Here is a 17201-nt window from a genome sequence, read left to right as displayed (position 1 = left end):
GTGAACGACGTGAGTACGAAGATCCTTCCCGACAGCGACACCCAGAGCGATGTCAAGCCGGACCTTTCGCACGGTGACGGCGACCACGAGCGGTTCGCCCACTACGTGAAGAAGGCCAAGATCACCGAGAGCGCGGTGACCGGCACGCCGGTGATCGCGCTGTGCGGCAAGGTCTGGGTGCCGAACCGGGATCCGAAGAAGTACCCCGTCTGCCCGGAGTGCAAGGAGATCTACGAGTCCATGAAGCCGGGCGGCGAGGGCGGCGAGTGACCGGCCGCCGAACGGCGGCCGAGGGCGCGCCGCCCGCTTAGGCGTGCGCGCGCGGAGGTCCTGCGGCATGACCGCGGGGCCTCCGCTCATGGGGCGTTTCTGACATACGGGGGATGAAATGCGGCGGTTGGCCGGGGTTTCGCTGTGCGCACTGTTGGTCACGGTGTGTAGCGCATCAGGTTCGGTAGGTGAGCGGTCGCAGGTCCGGGCCGTTCCGGTCGCCCGCGACGACGGGTGCGTGCACCCGCCCGCCGCGCGGCGGGTCCGGCAGCACGACCGGGGGGGCCTGGGGCACGACCAGGTCGTCGGCATGCTCGCCGATCTCCACCGGAGGCTCCTCGACCGGTTCGGGACGTCCGACGAGGCCCGCCTCGACTCGACACGGCGGACTGCGCGGCGCCTCGTCGTCCCGGTGCGGTTCCATGTCGTCCACAGCGGACGAACGGGGTGGGTCCCCAAGCACGTCGTCAAGCGGCAGATCTCCACCCTGAACGCCGCGTACAGCGGGAAGATGGGAGGTGCGGACACCCGCGTGAGGTTCCGCCTGACCGGCTACGACCACGCCGACGACCCGGGGTGGTTCCGTCACCCCGAGCGCTACGAGACCCCCATGAAGAAGCGCCTGCGCAAGGGCGGCCGCGGCACGCTCAACCTCTTCACCGCGGCAGTGGGGTCGGACGTGCTGGGCTTCTCCACGTTCCCGCAGTGGTATCGGCGTTCACCCGGCAAGGACGGTGTCGTCATCGACTACCGCAGCCTGCCGCACGGGTCGTACGCGCCGTTCAACCACGGGTTCACGGCCGTCCACGAGATCGGGCACTGGCTGGGCCTGATGCACACGTTCGAAGGAGGCTGCACGCCGCCCGGCGACGGGGTGGCCGACACTCCGTACGAGGCGGAGGCGGCGCAAGGATGCCCGCGGTACCGCGACACCTGCCCGCAGCGGGGCCACGATCCGGTGCACAATTTCATGGACTACGCCCACGACGCCTGCATGCGGGGCTTCACCGCAGGTCAGGGTCGGCTCGTGCGGGCATCCTGGGCGGCGTACCGGGCCCGGCGGCACGGCCGCCACCGTGTGGATCTCGGCACACGTGAGGCGCGTGCGGCACGATCTGTCGGTGGGGCTCGGTAGCCTTCGAGAACCGTGAGTACCTTCGCCGCATCGAGCATGCCTCCCGCGTTCCCCGAGCGCGCCGCCTGGGGGACCGCGTCGTCTCTGCGCGCCTGGCAGCAGCAGGCGCTGGAGGCGTACTTCGGGACGGGCGGCACCGAGCCCGGCCCGCGCGACTTCCTCACCGTCGCGACGCCCGGTGCCGGTAAGACGACGTTCGCGCTGCGGCTCGCCCGCGAGCTGATGGAGCGCCGCGTCGTCTCGGCGATCACGATCGTGTGCCCCACCGAGCACCTCAAGCGGCAGTGGGCCGAGTCGGCGGCCCGCGTCGGCATCAGGATCGACCCCGAGTACCAGAACGGCCAGGGGCCCGTCGGCAAGGACTTCCACGGCGTCGCCGTCACCTACGCGACCGTCGCCGCGCGGCCGGCGCTGCACCGCAACCGCACCGAGTCGCGCAAGTCGCTCGTCATCTTCGACGAGGTGCACCACGCGGGCGACGGCCTGTCCTGGGGCGACGCCGTCCGCGAGGCGTTCGAGCCCGCGACGCGCCGGCTGGCCCTGTCCGGCACGCCGTTCCGCACCGACATCAACCCGATCCCGTTCGTCCAGTACGAGGAGGGGCCGGACGGGGTCCGCCGCAGCCGGGCCGACTACACCTACGGGTACGGTCCGGCCCTCGCCGACGGGGTCGTCCGGCCGGTGATCTTCCTGGCGTACGCGGGGGAGATGCGCTGGCGCACCCGCGCCGGCGACGAGATCACCGCGACCCTGGGCGAGCCGCTCACCCAGGACCAGACCGCCCAGGCGTGGCGGGCCGCGCTCGATCCGAAGGGCGACTGGATCAGGCAGGTGCTCGCCGCCGCCGACCGCCGCCTCACCGAGCTGCGCCGCGTCATCCCGGACGCGGGCGGCCTGGTCATCGCCACCGACCACGAGGCCGCCCGCGCCTACGCCAAGATGCTGCGCGCGGTCACCGGCCAGGGCGCCACGATCGTGCTGTCGGACGACCCGGGCGCGTCCAAGAAGATCAAGCAGTTCGGCGAGACCGAAGACCGCTGGATGGTCGCGGTCCGCATGGTGTCCGAGGGCGTCGACATCCCGCGCCTGTGCGTCGGCGTCTACGCCACCTCCACCAGCACGCCGCTGTTCTTCGCGCAGGCCATCGGCCGTTTCGTCCGGGCCCGCAAACGCGGCGAGACGGCGTCGGTCTTCCTGCCGTCGGTTCCGACCCTGATGGGCCATGCCGCCGACATGGAGGAGGAGCGCGACCACGTCCTCGACCGTCCCGTCCGCGAGGACGGCCTGGACGACGAACTGCTCGCCGAGGCCAACCGCCAGCAGGACACCCCGGACGTCGGCGAGGAACTGCCGTTCGAGACGGTCGAGGCTTCCGCGACGTTCGACCGCGTCCTCTACGACGGCGGTGAGTTCGGGATGAACGCCGAGCCGGGCTCCGCCGAGGAGGAGGAGTTCCTCGGCATCCCAGGCCTCCTCGAACCCGACCAGGTGTCGGCCCTGCTCCGCAAGCGGCAGGCCGACCAGATCGCCAACGAGCGCAAGCGCAAGACCGGCGACCCGCGCGCCGACCGCACCGCCGCCGAGGACATCGCCACCCTCCGCCGCGAGCTCAACGGACTCGTCAACGCCTGGAACCACCGCACCGGCCAGCCGCAGGGCGTCATCCACAGTGAGCTGCGCCGCTCCTGCGGCGGCCCGCCCGTCCCCCAGGCCAGCGCCGCCGAGATCCGCGAGCGCATCGCCAAGATCCGCGAATGGGCCGCCAGGCGCCGCCACTGATCCGGCGGTGCTGCCGGCCGCCACGACTACGTCCGCGACTGAGCGGTCAGCGCGGCCGGGGAGTCATGTCCAGTGCCTTGAGGATGTGCGTGACCGTCTCCTCGGGCGTGCCGGTGATGGCGACGGAGACGATGTTCTCGTCCGGTTCCGGGGGTTCGAGGTCGGCGAACTGCGAGTCGAGGAGAGCGGCGCTGAAGAAGTGGCCCTTGCGGGCTCGCATGCGGGCGGCGATCGTCTCGCGGTCGCCGTCCAGCAGGACGAGGCGGACCTCCGCGTGCCCGCCGGTCAGCAGGTCGCGGTACCGGCGTTTGAGGGCGGAGCAGCTGACGACGCCGGGGCGGCCGACGGCGAGGCGTTCGTCGATCCAGGCGGCGATGGCGCGGAGCCAGGGGAGGCGGTCGGCGTCCGTCAGCGGGTGGCCGGAGCGCATCTTGGCGATGTTGGCCTCGGAATGGAACGCGTCGGCCTCCGCGTAGTCCCAGCCCAGGCGTTCCGCGAGGAGTGCGCCGATGGTGGACTTGCCGCTGCCGGACACGCCGGCGACCAGGATGACCTCGGGGTCCGTCATGGTCAGGCGGTCACGACCGGCGCGCCGGACAGGACGACGCCCTCCTGCGCGAGCTCGTCGAGGGCCCGGTCGACGGTCGTCTTGCTCACTCCGGCGGTGAGGTCGAGCAGGACGGTCGTGCGGAGGCCCGCGCGGGCGGCGTCCACGGCGGTGGCGCGGACGCAGTGGTCGGTGGCGATGCCGACGATGTCCACGGCGTCCACCCCGCGGGAGGCGAGCCAGTCGGCGAGGGGCGTCTCGTCGTCGGCCGAGCCCTCGAAGCCGCTGTAGGCGGCGGTTTCGCGGCCCTTGCCGAACACGGCCTCGATGGGGGCGAGGGCAAGGTTGGGGTGGAAGTCGGCGCCGGGGGTGCCGATCACGCAGTGCGGCGGCCAGGTGTCGACGAAGTCGGGCCGGTCGGAGAAATGCGCCCCGGGGTCGAGGTGGAAGTCGCGCGTCGCCACGATGTGCGCGTACTCCTGCCGGTGCTCGGCCACGTGCGCGGAGACGGCGGTGGCCACCGCGGCGCCGCCGGCGACGGCGAGCGACCCGCCCTCGCAGAAGTCGTTCTGCACATCCACGATGATCAGAGCCTTCTTGCCCACGACCGCTCCCTCCACCGGTTGCCCCGCCGGTTCTGAACCCGACCGTACCCCAGCGTTGTGCCCGCGCGGAGACGCCGTCAACGGCGCGGGCCGCCGTTGACGAACTCGGTGGGGAGGGCGGGTTCTCCCTTGGAGAGCTGGAGCGCCGTCGGGGGCAGTTCCGCGACCGACCGCGCGTGCCGGTCCCTGGCCTCGCGCAGCGACTCGCGTCCGACGACCTCGCCGTCCCGCACCAGCGGCACCTGGAGGACGCGGTCGCGGCGGCCGGGGGTCGGCTCGGTGGTGAACACGGTCTCGGCGTAGGCGACGCCGTGGCCGTCCACGCGGCGGACGGCGGTCTTGCGTCCGCCGCGGCTCGGCTTGCCCGGGGAGCGTTTCGCGACCGGACGCATGGGCGCGTCCTCGTCGGGGCTGTCCGACCGCGCGACGAGCTTGTAGACGAGGGAGGCGGTGGGGGCTCCGGAGCCGGTGACGAGGGACGTCCCCACGCCGTAGCCGTCGACCGGCGCCGAGCCCAGGGCGGCGATGCCGTACTCGTCCAGGTCGCCGGTCACCACGACGCGCGTGTCGTGCGCGCCAAGGGAGTCGAGCTGGTCGCGGACGCGGCGCGCCATCACGCCGAGGTCGCCGCTGTCGATCCGGACGGCGCCGAGCGGCGGCCCGGCCAGCTCCACCGCCGTCCCGACGGCCCGTTCGACGTCGTAGGTGTCGATCAGCAGCGTCGTGCCGTCGCCGAGCGAGGCGAGCTGCGCCGTGAACGCGTGCCGCTCGCTGTCGTGCAGCAGGGTGAACGAGTGCGCGGAGGTCCCGGCGGTCGGGACCCCGTACAACCGGCCCGCCTCCAGGTTGGACGTGGTGGTGAACCCGGCGATGTAGGCGGCGCGGGCGGCGGCCACGGCCGCGCGCTCGTGGGTGCGCCGCGACCCCATCTCGATGATCGGGCGGTCCTGCGCCGCCTGCACCATCCGGGACGCGGCGGACGCGATCGCGCAGTCGTGGTTGAGGATCGACAGCGCGAGCGTCTCCAGCAGGACCGCCTCGCCGAACGTGCCCTCGACCACCAGGATCGGCGATTCCGGGAAATAGCAATCGCCTTCGGCGTATCCCCAGACGTTCCCGGTGAAGCGATACTTCTCCAGCCATTGCGCCGTGGGCTCGTCCACGATCCCGTTGGCGGTGAGGAACTCCAGCTCGGCGGGGCCGAACCGGAACCCCTCGATCGCGTCGAGCAGCCGTCCGATGCCCGCGACCACCCCGTACCGGCGTCCGGCCGGCAGGCTCCGCGCGAACACCTCGAAGACCGCGCGACGGCCGGCCGTCTCGCTGCGCAGCGCGGCCTGCAGCATCGTCAGCTCGTACTGGTCGGTCAGCAGGGCGGTGCCGTCACCAAGGTCCACAAGTGGCACCTTAAGGCCGACTGCGGGCACCATGGGGGTGCGGGCCGTCACACCCCGGCGGGGCGTGGCACATAACATCGGATGCGGTGGGCTGCGCGTAGAGAGGGGGAGATCCGGCCAATGAGCGCCATGAGCACGGCGCCCGCACCGGTCGAGCTGGAGCGTCCGGACGTAGCGGAGGACGTGAGCGCCGACCGGCCCTGGCTGGCCATCGTCTGGAACGACCCGATCAACCTGATGTCGTACGTCACGTACGTGTTCCAGGCGGTCTTCAGTTATCCCAAGACCAAGGCCGAGAAGCTGATGCTCGACGTGCACCACAAGGGCCGCGCGGTGGTGGCCAACGGCACCCGCGAGGAGATGGAGCGCGACGTGGAGATCCTGCATTCCTACGGCCTGTGGGCCACGGTGAAGCGGGACGACTGAGCCGATGAGCCATGTGAAGAAGACCCGTGAGGGCATCAGGGTGCGGCTTGAGCCCGAGGAGGCCGCGCTCCTGCGCGCCCTGATGGAGCAGATGCTCACGCTCCTCGGTGACGCGCCCGGCGCGGACGACGAGCTCGCCTCCCTGGGCATCGCCGAGAACGCCACGACGCCGGACGACCCGGTCCTGGCCCGGCTGTTCCCGGACGCGTACCGCGACGACGGCGAGGCCGCCGGGGAGTTCCGCCGCTATACCGAGATGGGCCTGCGCGACGGCAAGCGCGAGGCCGCCGGGACGGTCCTCGGCGGACTCGGCGACCCGCACGGCCAGAAGCGGACCGAGACCTTCCTGGACGAGAAGCAGGCGCAGGAGTGGCTGCGGGCGCTGAACGACGTCCGGCTGGCGCTCGGCACCCGGCTGGACATCACCGAGGACTGGTACGAGGAGGCGGAGGGCATGGATCCGCGCGACCCCCGCGCGCCCATGTTCGCGGCCTACGACTGGCTGACCATGCTCCAGGAGAGCCTCGTCCGCGTCCTCTGGTAGGCCGTCCCGGCGTCCGCACCCGGCCAGAGCGGGCATCACCGATCGTCGGGACGCCGGTGCGGAGCGTTGTTAGCGTTGCGTCCGGGGGGAGTGACGGCCCGCAGCGGCGGGCCACCGACCACTCGGAGGCGTCCATGCCCGCAGCGAGGACCCGCGTCAAGCCGGTCGGCGCGATGGAGCTCGGGGACCATCTGGCCCTCGTCTTCGACAACGAGGAGGAACGCCGGTCGATCATGGCCGGCTACGCCCGCGACGGCGTCGCCGCGGGGCACAAGGTCATCTATATCTCGGACGGCGTCTCGGCGCCCGAGGTCCTCGACTGGCTGCTCGCCGCGCGCGCGGAGATCGCCGGGCCGGCCGCGGACGGTGCCCCGGTCGATCTCGCGGAGGCGATGGAGGCCGGCCACTTCGTCGTCCGCACGGCCGAGGAGACGTTCCTGGCGAGCGGCAGGTTCGACCCCGGCGCGAGCCTCCAGCTGATGGCGACGGAGATCGACCTCGCGCTCGTCCAGGGCTACACCGGGGTGCGGATCGCGGGCGAGGCGAGGTTCTCGCTGCGCCGCTGGCCGGGCACCGAGCAGTTCGGCGACTTCGAGCGGATGCTGGACGAGATCTTCATGACCACCGATCTGCAGGCCATGGCGATCTGCCAGTTCGACCGGCGCTGGTTCGACGAGGTCCGGCTCGCCGAGGTCGAGGCCAGCCACATGGGCCGCGTGCGCGCCGACGACTACTACGACGACGGCTCACTGCGGATCACCCCGATCTTCAGCCCGCCGGGCGTCGCGCTGGCCGGTGTCGTGGACGCCGCGACCCGCCCCGCCGTCGCGGCCGTCCTGGAGTCGATCACGACGCGCACCGGCCTGCTCTGCCTCGACCTGGGCGGCCTGACCGCCTGCGACCCCGCCGGCCTGCGGCTGCTGACCGGCGCCGACGGAGCCGGCGGGCCGGGCGGCAGGGGGCTGCTGCTGCGATCCGTGCCCGACGCCCTGCACGCCCGGCTCCACGCCGACGGCCTGGACGACGCGCCCGGCGTCGCCATCGAACGCAGCTCCGGCTGACCCGGGCGCCAGGCGAGCCGACGTCCCGGCACCGTCGACCGAGGAGGTCATGTGGGTTCCGGTCAGGTCCGCGAGGGCGGCGACCCGGCCAGCGCGGTCGGGGGCATGCGGTTCGGTGACCACCTGTGCCTCGCCTACGTCAACGACGCGGAGCGCCGCGCCGTCCTAGCGGCGTTCCTCGGCGCCGGGCTGCGGGCCGGCGACGCCCTGGTCTACCTGGTCGACGACGAGCCGGCCGAGGCCGCCGCCGCGCGGCTGCGCGACCCGTTCGGGGCGGCGCTCGACGACGGCCGCCTGGTCGTCCGGGCCACGGCCGAGACCGATCTCGGCGGCGTGATCGAATCGGCGCTGGACCGGGGCTGCCCGGGGGTCCGCGTGACCGCCGAGGCGTCTCCGTTCCTGCGCGGCTGGCCGGGGACCGAGCGCTTCGCGGCGTTCGAGGACGCCGTCCACCGCGCGGTCGGGCCCGGCGGCCGCGCGATGGCGCTGTGCCAGTTCGACCGGCGCTGGTTCGCCGGCGGCCACCTGTGCGAGATCGAGGCGCGTCATGGCGGGCAGGCCCGGGCCGACGCCGTGTTCGACGACGGAGTGCTGACGATCGTGCCGCTGTTCGCGCCGCCCGGCCTGCGGTTGTCCGGGGCGATCGACGAGTCGACCCTCCCCGCGCTGGTCGCGGCGCTGCGCGAGGTCGACCCCCGCGCCGGGCACATCTGCCTCGACCTGTCCCGGCTCGACTTCTGCGATCTGGCGGGCCTGCGCGCCCTGATCGACGCCAACGAGACGAGCAGTGTCATCGGCAGGCAGGTGATCCTGCGGTCCATGCCGGACTGCATGGAGCTGATGATGCGGGCCGCGGGCTGGAACACCGTGCCCGGCATCGTCGCGGAGGCCGCGCGGTGAACGCGCCGTCGGGAGGCACGGGCCTTCCCCTCACGGGTGACCGGGCGCTGCCGGGAACCGGCCCGGAGGCCGGCCGGGACGTGCTCGTCCACCGGGCGCTGCTCTACCGCTCCCGGCAGGAGTTCCTGCGGACCGCCGTGCCGTTCTTACGGGCCGGGCTCCATGCGGGCGATGTCGTCGTCGTCATCGTGAAGCCGCCGGTGTCCGCCGAGCTCCGCGAGCGGCTCGGGCCGATCCGTGGGGCGGGGCGGCGCGTCGCCGGAGTCGAGTTCGTCGACGCGGCGGCGTGGTTCGGCGGCCCGATGCGGACGCTCGCGTCCAGCCATGACCGCGCGCGTGACGACTGGTGGCCGAACGGGAGGCTGCGGCTGCTCGCCGAGCCCGTCTGGGACGGCCGGACGCCTCTGGAGACGCGGGAGTGGATGCGCCACGAGTGCCTGCTGAACGTGGTGTTCGCCGGCACCCCGACCATGATCGTGTGCGCGTACGACGCGTCGGCGCTGCCGCGGCACGTCCTCGACGGCGCGGCGCGCACCCATCCCGAGCTGGCCGGGCCGGGCGGGGCGACCGTGAGCGAGCGGTTCACCGATCCCGCCGAGTTCTACGCCGACTGCGACGCGGCCCCGCTGGCCCCGCCGCCGGCGGACGCCCGCCGGGCGGAGTTCGCGGCCGGCGGGCTGCCGGCGCTGCGGGACCTCCTGACCGCCGAGGCCGCCCGGCACGGCCTGCCCGGCGACCGGACGCTCCAGTTCGTCCTGGCGGTGAACGAGGTCGCGACCGGCATCGTCCGGGGCCGCGGCGGCCGCGGCTCGCTCTGGGTGTGGGCGGAGGACGGCGACCTGATCTGCGACGTCACCCACCCGGGGCGCGCCCTGACCGGGCGGTACCCCGGGCACCTGCCACCGGAGATGCAGGACGGCGACGTCGCGATGTGGGCGGTCCGGCGGCTGTGCCACATCGTGGAGATCCGGTCGGGCGTGCGCGGCACACGGATCAGGATGCGCGTCAAGACCGGCTGAGACCGGGTGCGTTCCCGGCGCCGCGCGGCGGATACCCTTCGGGCATGCTGACGATCGAACGGGCCCTGGTCGACCAGATCATCGCGCACGCGCGCGCGGACCACCCCGACGAGGCCTGCGGCGTCATCGCCGGCCCCGCCGGCTCGGACCGTCCCGTCCGGTACGTCGCCATGGTCAACGCCGAGCGCTCCCCGACCTTCTACCGGTTCGACTCGCAGGAGCAGCTGAAGGTGTGGCGGGAGATGGACGACCGGGACGAGGAGCCGGTGGTGATCTACCACTCGCACACCGCGACCGAGGCGTACCCGTCCCGCACCGACATCTCCTACGCGTCCGAGCCGAACGCGCACTACGTGCTCGTCTCGACCCGCGAGGACGACGCGACCGAGTTCCGGTCGTTCCGGATCGTGGACGGAGAAGTGACCGAGGAAGAGGTCGCCCTTGTGGACTCCTACGAGGGCTGAGGCGGCGGGGAGCGGCGCCGGCGCGGCCGGTAAACTGGCCGGCATGTGGACGAGCGGGCATGGGACGGGCGGCGTGCGGCGCCGCGCCGGGTCCGCCGCCGTGCCACCCGTACAGAGCTTCCTGTTCGGGCACTCTCGCGCCGAGGTCGTCTACGACTGTCGCTGACGCGCTGATCACGCCTGGAATCAACCCGCTGCCCGCCCGGTTGTGACGCGAGAGGGCGGGGAGCCCCGTACGACGTAGAAGGAGATCACCGCGATGGCGATCGAGGTCCGGATCCCGACGATCCTGCGCAACCTCACCGATGGCGCGAAGGCCGTCGAGGGCAAAGGCGGCACGCTCGACGAGCTGTTCGCCGACCTGGACTCCCGGCACGCCGGCCTGCGCGACCGGCTGGTGGACGACAAGGGTCTGCGCAAGTTCGTCAACGTCTACCTGAACGACGAGGACGTGCGCTTCCTCGGCGGACTGGAGACGCAGGTCGCCGACGGCGACAACGTCACCATCCTCCCGGCCGTAGCCGGCGGCTGAGCCGGGCCGGACATGCGTTTCGACTCACTGCTGGACTCGCTCGGCCGCACCCCGCTGGTCGGGCTGCCGCGGCTGTCGCCCAGCGAGGACGTGCGGCTCTGGGCGAAGCTGGAGGACCGCAACCCCACCGGCTCGGTGAAGGACCGGCCCGCCTTCTACATGGTCGAGAAGGCGGAGAAGGAGGGGCTGCTGACCCCCGGCTGCACCATCCTGGAGCCGACGTCCGGCAACACCGGCATCTCGCTGGCCATGGTCGCCAAGCTGCGCGGCTACGAGATCGTCTGCGTGATGCCCGAGAACACCTCCGCCGAGCGCCGCCAGCTGCTGGAGATGTGGGGCGCGCGGATCATCTTCTCCCCGGCGGCGGGCGGCTCGAACGAGGCCGTCCGGGTGGCGAAGGGGCTGGCGGAGGAGAACCCCGACTGGGTGATGCTCTACCAGTACGGCAACGAGGCCAACGCGCTCGCGCACTACGAGACGACCGGCCCGGAGATCCTCGCGGACCTGCCGTCGGTGACGCACTTCGTCGCCGGGCTCGGCACGACGGGCACGCTGATGGGAGTCGGCCGGTTCCTGCGCGAGCGGGTGCCCGGCATCCGGATCGTCGCGGCGGAGCCCCGGTACGGGGAGCTGGTGTACGGGCTGCGCAACATCGACGAGGGTTTCATCCCCGAGCTGTACGACGACTCGGTGCTGACCACCAGGTTCTCGGTCGGCTCCCGGGACGCGCTGCGCCGCACCCGCGAGCTGCTGGAGCAGGAGGGCATCTTCGCGGGCATCTCGACGGGCGGTGCGCTGCACGCGGCGATCGGCATGGCGAACAAGGCGGTCAAGGCCGGCGAACGCGCCGACATCGCGTTCGTCGTCGCCGACGGCGGCTGGAAGTACCTGTCCACCGGCGCGTACGGGGGCACCCTCGAAGAGGCCGAGGCCCGCCTCGAAGGCCAGCTCTGGGCCTGACCGGCCGCCGCCGCACTCGACCCGCCTCCCGTACGCCTGCCCTGGCATGTTCGGGGGGCGGTCCGGCACGGTAGAGTTCGTTCTCGAACGTGATTCTAGAATCGTGCCGGTGGGAGGAGAGATGAGCGGGTTCGGCGAGGCGACGGCCGTCGAGCGGGTCGGCGAGGGGCGCTACGAGGCCGTCCTGGACGGTGGCTACGGCATCGGCGAGGCGCTCAACGGCGGCTACCTGATGGCCGTGCTCGCCCGCGCCGCCGTGGACGCCTCGCCGCACGAGCACCCCGTCTCCACCGCGGCGAACTTCCACCGCGTCGCCAAGGCGGGCCCGGCCCGGCTGCTCGTCGAGTCGCGCAAGGAGGGACGCACGGCCGCCTCGTCGTTGGTCACCCTCCTCCAGAACGACCGTCCCGTCGTGGACGCACTGATCACGACCGGCACCCTCGACCCCGCCGCCGAGCCCGGCTACGCCGCCGGGCCGCCCGCCGCGATGCCGCCGCTGGAGGAGTGCACCGACTTCCAGCCGCCGACCGGCGGCCGAGGCTTCGCCGACCGGGTCGACATGCGCTTCGACCGGACCACGATGGGCTGGCTCGACGGGCAGCCGAGCGGGCGTCCAGAGATCCGCGCCTGGTTCCGGCACCGCTGCGGCCACGAGCCCGACGGCTGCTCCCTCGCCCTCGCCGTGGACGCGCTGCCCCCCGTCGCGCTGAACCTCGGCGCGCAGGGCTGGGCCCCGACCGTCGAGCTGACCTGGCACATGCGGGCGGTCCCGGCCCCCGGCTGGCTCGCCGTCCACGGCACCGGACGGCTCCTGTCCGACGGCTGGTTCGACGAGGGGGTCGAGGTCTGGGACACCGCGGGCCGCCTCGTCGCGCAGAGCCGTCAGATCGCCCGCGTCCCCCGCGCCCGCTCCTGAGCCGCGTGACGAGATCCACCGGCGTTTCGGCGCGTGAAACGACCGGATCGCGCGTACCGGGGGTGAGCTGGACGGTTTTCCGGCATGTGACGATGTGATGTCCAACGCATGACGCACCTGGGCGGGGCCCTGTCGCCTAGCCTTGTGCACCATGTCAGATCCATCCCGGGGGGACGGCCTCCCAGACGCGCCCATCGGGATCTTCGACAGTGGATTCGGGGGCCTCACGGTGGCCCGCGCCATCCTCGACCAGCTGCCGAACGAGCCGATCGTCTACCTGGGGGACTCCGCCCGCCAGCCGTACGGGCCGCGTCCCATCGCGGAGGTCCGCGCCTACGCCCTGGAGATGCTGGACGAGCTCGTCGACCAGGGCGTGAAGATGCTGGTGATCGCCTGCAACAGCGCCAGCTCGGCGATGCTGCGCGACGCCCGCGAGCGCTATGACGTCCCGGTGGTGGAGGTCATCAACCCGGCGACCCGGCGCGCGGCCCGCGCCACGTCCAACGGGCGGGTCGGCCTGATCGCCACCCAGGCCACCGTGAACAGCCGCGCCTACGACGACGCGTTCGCCGCCGCGCCGCACATCGAGCTGGTCAGCGCCGCCTGCCCGCGCTTCGTCGAGTTCGTCGAGGCGGGCGTCACGATGGGCGCCGAACTGCTGGAGGCCGCCCGCGGGTATCTGCGTCCGATCGTGGACGCGGGATGCGACACCCTCATCCTCGGCTGCACGCACTATCCCCTTTTGACAGGCGTCATCTCGTATGTGGTGGGAGACGGGGTCACACTGGTCTCAAGCGCCGACGAGACCGCCAAGGACGTGTACCGAGTGCTGCACGATCGGGGGCTGGCCCGCGCCGAGGCGAAGCCCCGGCCGCGGCACCGGTTCCGCGCCACCGGGGACCCCGCCGTGTTCGCCGAGCTCGGCCGCCGGTTCCTCGGTCCGGAGATCGGTTCGGTGGAGAACGTGTTGGGCAAGGCTCTGACCACCTGATTCCTCGGGGAGTCTAAGAGGAGGAGTGAGCGTGCGGGTCACTGTGATCGGCTGCTCCGGCAGTTTCCCCGGACCGGACAGCCCCGCGTCCAGCTACCTGATCGAGGCGGACGGCTACGCGCTGGTGCTCGACCTCGGCAACGGGGCGCTCGGGTCGCTGCAGCGGTTCCGCTCGCTGTACGAGATCGACGCCGTATGCATCTCGCACCTGCACGCCGATCACTGCCTGGACCTGTGCGGGTACTGGGTGGCGCGCACCTACCGGCCGAGCGGCCCGGTGCCGCGGATCCCGGTGCACGGCCCGGCCGGCACGGCCGTCCGGATGGCGCGCGCGTACGACCTCGAACCCCATCCGGGCATGTCCGGGACGTTCGACTTCCACACGCTCCGCCGGGGCCCCTACGAGATCGGGCCGTTCCGGGTGACGACCGCGCTGATGCCGCACCCGGTCGAGGCGTACGCGTTCCGCATCGAGCACGAGGGCCGGGCCCTCGCCTACTCGGGCGACACCGGCGCGTCCGAGGACCTGGTCGAGCTGGCGTCCGGAGCCGACCTGTTCCTCTGCGAGGCGTCCTTCCTGGACGGGCCCGGGCTGCCGTCCGAACTGCACCTGACCGCCCGCGAGGCCGCCGAGCACGCCGCCCGCGCCGATGTGGGACGGCTCGTCCTCACCCATCTGGTGCCGTGGAACGACCCGGACCTCTCCCTCAAGGAGGCCAAGGCCGCGGGCTACGACGGCCCCATCGACCTGGCCCGTGTGGGCGCCCAGTACACCCTCTGAGTCCCGCTAGGGTTGGGCGCATGGCTCGCCCTGACGATCGTGCACCCGACCAGCTCCGTCCCGTCCGCATCCAGCGGGGGTGGCTCGACCACGCGGAGGGGTCGGTGCTCGTCGAGTTCGGCGCGACCCGGGTGCTGTGCGCCGCGTCCGTCCAGGACTCGGTGCCCCGCTGGCGGCGCGACAGCGGCCTCGGCTGGGTCACCGCCGAGTACGCGATGCTGCCCCGCGCGACCAACACCCGCAACGACCGCGAGTCGGTCAGGGGGCGGATCGGCGGGCGCACCCACGAGATCTCCCGGCTGATCGGCCGGTCCATCCGGGCGTGCGTCGACTTCAAGGCGCTCGGCGAGAACACCGTCCAGCTCGACTGCGACGTCCTGCAGGCCGACGGCGGCACCCGCACCGCCGCGATCACCGGCGCGTACGTCGCGCTCGCCGACGCGGTGAGCTGGATGCGGGGGCGCAGGCTGCTGAGGGGCGACCCGCTCGTGACCTCGGTCGCCGCGGTCAGCGTCGGGGTCGTGGCCGGCGAGCCCCGCCTCGACCTGTGCTACGAGGAGGACGGCGCCGCCAACACCGACATGAACGTGGTGTGCACCGGCGACGGCCGGTTCGCCGAGGTGCAGGGAACCGCCGAGCGCGCCCCGTTCGACCGGGCCGAGCTGGACGCGCTGCTCGACCTCGCGGCGGGCGGCTGCGCCGAGCTGACCCGGCTGCAGAACGAGGCGCTCGGCCGATGACCCGGATCGTGCTCGCGACCCACAATGAGGGCAAGGTCCGTGAGCTGCGCCGGATCCTCGGCGGGCTCGGCATCGCCGGGCTCGACGAGTTCCCGGGCGCGCCCGACGTGCCGGAGACCGAGCTCACCTTCGAGGGCAACGCGCTGCTGAAGGCCCGCGCGATCTCCGCGTTCACCGGCCTGCCCGCCGTCGCCGACGACTCCGGCCTGTGCGTGGACGCGCTGAACGGCATGCCCGGAGTCCTGTCCGCCCGCTGGTCGGGGCGGTTCGGCGGCGGCGACCGCGACGCCGCGAACCTGCGGCTGGTGCTCGACCAGATCGCCGACGTCGCCGACGGCCGGCGCGGCGGCTCGTTCGTGTGCGCGGCCGCCCTCGTCGTCCCGGGCGGCGTCGAGCACTGCGTCGAGGGCCGGGTGCACGGCACGATCATCCGCGAGCCCCGCGGCACCGGCGGCTTCGGCTACGACCCGGTCTTCGTCCCGGACGGCGAGACCCGCACCACCGCCGAGATGACGGCGGAGGAGAAGGACGCCATCAGCCACCGCGGCCGCGCCTTCCGCGCCCTGGCGGGCATCGTCCCCGACGCGCTGTCGGCGGCCGGCCTCGCCTGACGTCCGCGAGGAAATCGCGGCGGCGTGACAACCGGACGGGGCCGGGCGGGGGTTATCGGGGGTGTAAGGAAGTCTTCCCCCGAGGAGCAACATGATCGACAAGGGTCGCATCCGCCGCGGGCCGCTGCTCGCACTGGCCGGACTGGGCGGGACGGGCCTCGTCGCCGCGGGCGTCTGGCTGGCCGCCGGCTCGGGCTCGTCCCAGGAAGCGGCGCCCGTCGCGGCGCACGAGACGCGGACGGCGACACCGTCGCCGGTGCCCCCGCCGCCCTGCGCCGAGCCGACGCCCACGGCGAGCCCCGCTCCGACGCCCACGGCGAGCCGGTCTCCGGAGCCGGTCCCCGCCGCCTGCGGGACGCCACCGGTCGTGACGCCGCCCGCGCCGGAGCCGACCGCGACCGCCAGGCCGTCCGAGCCGCCCGCGACCGTCAGGCCGTCGCCGAGCTCCGTGCGGCCGACGCCCGTCCCGTCCACGAGGCCGCCCCGCCACGACCCGGCGGCGCGGCCGGTGCCGTCCAAGCCGTCCCACGGCGGGTAGGTGCGATCTGTCCACGTTGAGCGCCCAGGAGGTCCGCGGGCCGGAGATCACGTTCGACGACTTCGTGGCCGCCACCGCGAGCCGGCTGCTGCGCACCGCCGTGTTCCTGGTCTATGACCGGCACCTCGCCGAGGACCTGCTCCAGGTCGCCTACGAGCGGGTCGCCCGGCGGTGGCGGCGCCTCGCGGACGGCAATCCCGAGGCGTACGCGCGCAGGGTGCTGGTCAACCTCGCGATCGACGAGAACAAGCGGCGGGCCCGCCGGCACGCCACGCCGGTCGGGTCGGCCGCCGACGTCGAGCGTCTCGCCGGCGGGCCCCCGGCGCCGGGGGCCGCCGGGGGCGACCTCGACGAGGTGCTGCGCGCCCTGCCGGCCAAGCAGCGGGCGGTGATCGTGCTGCGGTACTGGTGCGACCTGAGCGAGCAGGAGATCGCCGAGACGCTCGGGATCTCCCGGGGGACGGTGAAGAGCCACACCGCGCGGGCCATGGCGGCGCTGCGCGGCCACATGAGGGAGGGCCGGGCGTGAACGACGACCTCGACGCCCTGCTGCGCGACCACTACAGCGCGGCCGCCGACGGGATCCACGCGGACCCCGGCACGGTCCGCCGGTTCCAGGACGCGGGACGGGCCGCCGCGCCCGCCCGGTTCATCGCCCTGCGGCGCTGGACCTTCCCCGCCCTGGCCGCCGCGGTCACCGCCGCCGTGCTGGTCGCGGTCGCCGTGCTGTTCTGGCCGGGCGCCCGGCATCCGGCCCCGCCCCGCCCGCTGGCACCCCCGGCCTCGCCGGCGTCCTCACCCTCCCCGACACCGTCGGCCAGGCCCGGGACCGTAAGGCCCAGCCCGAGCACGACGCCGGAGGCGGCGACGCCGACCCCCACGGGGACCTCCAGCGTCGTTCCGCCGGCGGCGAGCCCGACAGCGAACCCCGAAGGCCGGCCCTCCGGCCCCGGCGCTCCTCCCGCCACTCCGGCCGGATGAACCC

At 73.2% G+C, this 17201-nt stretch carries 24 protein-coding genes; 20 read left to right on the top strand and 4 right to left on the bottom strand.

The genetic code is table 11. The annotated features are described in order from the left end of the window. The first annotated feature begins 9 nt into the window (after positions 1-9). Entirely contained in the window at positions 10-270 is a 261-nt protein-coding gene (locus ACQPZP_RS35820; protein ID WP_433463828.1) for a DUF3039 domain-containing protein, read from the top strand. 175 nt (positions 271-445) lie between these two features. On the opposite strand, the gene ACQPZP_RS35815 is transcribed toward ACQPZP_RS35820, so the two are convergent. Beyond that, on the bottom strand, positions 446-598 hold the full coding sequence (locus ACQPZP_RS35815; protein ID WP_433474103.1) for a hypothetical protein: 153 nt from the start codon (positions 596-598) through the stop codon (positions 446-448). Here ACQPZP_RS35815 and ACQPZP_RS35810 point away from each other — a divergent pair. Together ACQPZP_RS35810 and ACQPZP_RS35805 are read left to right on the top strand one after the other, a co-directional pair. Beyond that, on the top strand, positions 581-1405 hold the full coding sequence (locus ACQPZP_RS35810; protein WP_433474102.1) for a zinc metalloprotease: 825 nt from the start codon (positions 581-583) through the stop codon (positions 1403-1405). The two genes, ACQPZP_RS35815 and ACQPZP_RS35810, sit on opposite strands and share 18 nt — an antisense overlap. A 36-nt stretch (positions 1406-1441) precedes the next feature. Next, complete coding sequence (locus ACQPZP_RS35805) at positions 1442-3184, top strand: DEAD/DEAH box helicase (RefSeq protein ID WP_433479730.1); 1743 nt, start codon at positions 1442-1444, stop codon at positions 3182-3184. 46 nt (positions 3185-3230) lie between these two features. On the opposite strand, the gene ACQPZP_RS35800 is transcribed toward ACQPZP_RS35805, so the two are convergent. From ACQPZP_RS35800 to ACQPZP_RS35790, 3 genes are all read right to left on the bottom strand, one after another. Next, positions 3231-3752 carry a gluconokinase gene (locus ACQPZP_RS35800; protein WP_433474101.1) on the bottom strand — a complete coding sequence of 174 codons (522 nt, stop codon included), beginning with the start codon at positions 3750-3752 and terminating at the stop codon, positions 3231-3233. Positions 3753-3754: 2 nt separating this feature from the next. Next, positions 3755-4336, bottom strand: a complete 582-nt coding sequence (locus ACQPZP_RS35795) for an isochorismatase family protein (RefSeq protein ID WP_433474100.1) — start codon at positions 4334-4336, stop codon at positions 3755-3757. Positions 4337-4413: 77 nt separating this feature from the next. Next, positions 4414-5766, bottom strand: a complete 1353-nt coding sequence (locus tag ACQPZP_RS35790) for a nicotinate phosphoribosyltransferase (protein ID WP_433474099.1) — start codon at positions 5764-5766, stop codon at positions 4414-4416. Between the two features lie 96 nt (positions 5767-5862). On the opposite strand from ACQPZP_RS35790, the gene clpS reads away from it, so the two are divergent. From clpS to ACQPZP_RS35705, 17 genes are all read left to right on the top strand, one after another. Next, positions 5863-6159 carry an ATP-dependent Clp protease adapter ClpS gene (gene clpS, locus ACQPZP_RS35785; protein WP_433470117.1) on the top strand — a complete coding sequence of 99 codons (297 nt, stop codon included), beginning with the start codon at positions 5863-5865 and terminating at the stop codon, positions 6157-6159. A gap of 4 nt (positions 6160-6163) precedes the next feature. Beyond that, complete coding sequence (locus ACQPZP_RS35780; RefSeq protein WP_433474098.1) at positions 6164-6703, top strand: DUF2017 domain-containing protein; 540 nt, start codon at positions 6164-6166, stop codon at positions 6701-6703. A 134-nt stretch (positions 6704-6837) separates the two neighbouring features. Further along, entirely contained in the window at positions 6838-7764 is a 927-nt protein-coding gene (locus ACQPZP_RS35775; RefSeq protein ID WP_433474097.1) for an MEDS domain-containing protein, read from the top strand. A 51-nt stretch (positions 7765-7815) separates the two neighbouring features. Beyond that, a complete protein-coding gene (locus ACQPZP_RS35770) occupies positions 7816-8664 on the top strand; it encodes an MEDS domain-containing protein (protein ID WP_433474096.1) in 849 nt (282 codons plus the stop codon). Then, entirely contained in the window at positions 8661-9683 is a 1023-nt protein-coding gene (locus tag ACQPZP_RS35765; RefSeq protein ID WP_433474095.1) for an anti-sigma factor RsbA family regulatory protein, read from the top strand. Before ACQPZP_RS35770 ends, ACQPZP_RS35765 begins: the two co-directional genes overlap by 4 nt. A gap of 44 nt (positions 9684-9727) precedes the next feature. Then, positions 9728-10147, top strand: a complete 420-nt coding sequence (locus ACQPZP_RS35760; protein ID WP_433463818.1) for a Mov34/MPN/PAD-1 family protein — start codon at positions 9728-9730, stop codon at positions 10145-10147. A 43-nt stretch (positions 10148-10190) separates the two neighbouring features. After that, complete coding sequence (locus tag ACQPZP_RS35755) at positions 10191-10313, top strand: hypothetical protein (RefSeq protein WP_433463817.1); 123 nt, start codon at positions 10191-10193, stop codon at positions 10311-10313. A 93-nt stretch (positions 10314-10406) separates the two neighbouring features. After that, complete coding sequence (locus ACQPZP_RS35750) at positions 10407-10679, top strand: MoaD/ThiS family protein (protein ID WP_433474094.1); 273 nt, start codon at positions 10407-10409, stop codon at positions 10677-10679. A 12-nt stretch (positions 10680-10691) separates the two neighbouring features. Next, positions 10692-11639 (top strand): PLP-dependent cysteine synthase family protein, encoded by a 948-nt coding sequence (locus ACQPZP_RS35745; protein WP_433463815.1) that lies wholly within the window; start codon positions 10692-10694, stop codon positions 11637-11639. Positions 11640-11748: 109 nt separating this feature from the next. Continuing rightward, complete coding sequence (locus ACQPZP_RS35740) at positions 11749-12555, top strand: thioesterase family protein (RefSeq protein WP_433474093.1); 807 nt, start codon at positions 11749-11751, stop codon at positions 12553-12555. A 151-nt stretch (positions 12556-12706) separates the two neighbouring features. After that, positions 12707-13546 carry a glutamate racemase gene (murI, locus tag ACQPZP_RS35735; protein WP_433463813.1) on the top strand — a complete coding sequence of 280 codons (840 nt, stop codon included), beginning with the start codon at positions 12707-12709 and terminating at the stop codon, positions 13544-13546. A 31-nt stretch (positions 13547-13577) separates the two neighbouring features. Beyond that, complete coding sequence (locus ACQPZP_RS35730) at positions 13578-14327, top strand: MBL fold metallo-hydrolase (RefSeq protein WP_433474092.1); 750 nt, start codon at positions 13578-13580, stop codon at positions 14325-14327. 20 nt (positions 14328-14347) lie between these two features. Beyond that, a complete protein-coding gene (rph, locus tag ACQPZP_RS35725; RefSeq protein ID WP_433463811.1) occupies positions 14348-15067 on the top strand; it encodes a ribonuclease PH in 720 nt (239 codons plus the stop codon). Further along, the gene (rdgB, locus tag ACQPZP_RS35720; protein ID WP_433474091.1) at positions 15064-15678 is read left to right on the top strand and encodes an RdgB/HAM1 family non-canonical purine NTP pyrophosphatase; all 615 of its coding nucleotides are present in this window, start codon (positions 15064-15066) and stop codon (positions 15676-15678) included. The genes rph and rdgB overlap by 4 nt, the downstream gene beginning before the upstream one ends. A gap of 91 nt (positions 15679-15769) precedes the next feature. Beyond that, complete coding sequence (locus tag ACQPZP_RS35715; protein ID WP_433474090.1) at positions 15770-16216, top strand: hypothetical protein; 447 nt, start codon at positions 15770-15772, stop codon at positions 16214-16216. Between the two features lie 16 nt (positions 16217-16232). After that, entirely contained in the window at positions 16233-16745 is a 513-nt protein-coding gene (locus ACQPZP_RS35710; RefSeq protein ID WP_433463808.1) for a SigE family RNA polymerase sigma factor, read from the top strand. Then, the gene (locus ACQPZP_RS35705; RefSeq protein ID WP_433474089.1) at positions 16742-17197 is read left to right on the top strand and encodes a hypothetical protein; all 456 of its coding nucleotides are present in this window, start codon (positions 16742-16744) and stop codon (positions 17195-17197) included. The genes ACQPZP_RS35710 and ACQPZP_RS35705 overlap by 4 nt, the downstream gene beginning before the upstream one ends. The last annotated feature ends 4 nt before the right edge of the window (positions 17198-17201 follow it).

The sequence above is a fragment of the Spirillospora sp. CA-142024 genome, assembly GCF_050942325.1.
In the GTDB taxonomy this organism is placed as follows: Bacteria; Actinomycetota; Actinomycetes; order Streptosporangiales; family Streptosporangiaceae; genus Spirillospora.
The sequence above is the reverse complement of the archived record's forward strand: the minus strand, read 5'-3'. Positions and strand labels throughout refer to the sequence as shown.

What these genes read in the sequence shown, in the direction of transcription:
- ACQPZP_RS35810 (WP_433474102.1), top strand. Translation starts at nt 581, where the DNA reads ATGCTCGCCGATCTCCACCGGAGGCTCCTCGACCGGTTCGGGACGTCC.
- ACQPZP_RS35805 (WP_433479730.1), top strand. Translation starts at nt 1,442, where the DNA reads ATGCCTCCCGCGTTCCCCGAGCGCGCCGCCTGGGGGACCGCGTCGTCT.
- ACQPZP_RS35800 (WP_433474101.1), bottom strand. Translation starts at nt 3,752, where the DNA reads ATGACGGACCCCGAGGTCATCCTGGTCGCCGGCGTGTCCGGCAGCGGC.
- ACQPZP_RS35790 (WP_433474099.1), bottom strand. Translation starts at nt 5,766, where the DNA reads ATGGTGCCCGCAGTCGGCCTTAAGGTGCCACTTGTGGACCTTGGTGAC.
- clpS (WP_433470117.1), top strand. Translation starts at nt 5,863, where the DNA reads ATGAGCACGGCGCCCGCACCGGTCGAGCTGGAGCGTCCGGACGTAGCG.
- ACQPZP_RS35780 (WP_433474098.1), top strand. Translation starts at nt 6,164, where the DNA reads ATGAGCCATGTGAAGAAGACCCGTGAGGGCATCAGGGTGCGGCTTGAG.
- ACQPZP_RS35775 (WP_433474097.1), top strand. Translation starts at nt 6,838, where the DNA reads ATGCCCGCAGCGAGGACCCGCGTCAAGCCGGTCGGCGCGATGGAGCTC.
- ACQPZP_RS35760 (WP_433463818.1), top strand. Translation starts at nt 9,728, where the DNA reads ATGCTGACGATCGAACGGGCCCTGGTCGACCAGATCATCGCGCACGCG.
- ACQPZP_RS35755 (WP_433463817.1), top strand. Translation starts at nt 10,191, where the DNA reads ATGTGGACGAGCGGGCATGGGACGGGCGGCGTGCGGCGCCGCGCCGGG.
- ACQPZP_RS35750 (WP_433474094.1), top strand. Translation starts at nt 10,407, where the DNA reads ATGGCGATCGAGGTCCGGATCCCGACGATCCTGCGCAACCTCACCGAT.
- ACQPZP_RS35745 (WP_433463815.1), top strand. Translation starts at nt 10,692, where the DNA reads ATGCGTTTCGACTCACTGCTGGACTCGCTCGGCCGCACCCCGCTGGTC.
- murI (WP_433463813.1), top strand. Translation starts at nt 12,707, where the DNA reads ATGTCAGATCCATCCCGGGGGGACGGCCTCCCAGACGCGCCCATCGGG.
- rph (WP_433463811.1), top strand. Translation starts at nt 14,348, where the DNA reads ATGGCTCGCCCTGACGATCGTGCACCCGACCAGCTCCGTCCCGTCCGC.
- rdgB (WP_433474091.1), top strand. Translation starts at nt 15,064, where the DNA reads ATGACCCGGATCGTGCTCGCGACCCACAATGAGGGCAAGGTCCGTGAG.
- ACQPZP_RS35715 (WP_433474090.1), top strand. Translation starts at nt 15,770, where the DNA reads ATGATCGACAAGGGTCGCATCCGCCGCGGGCCGCTGCTCGCACTGGCC.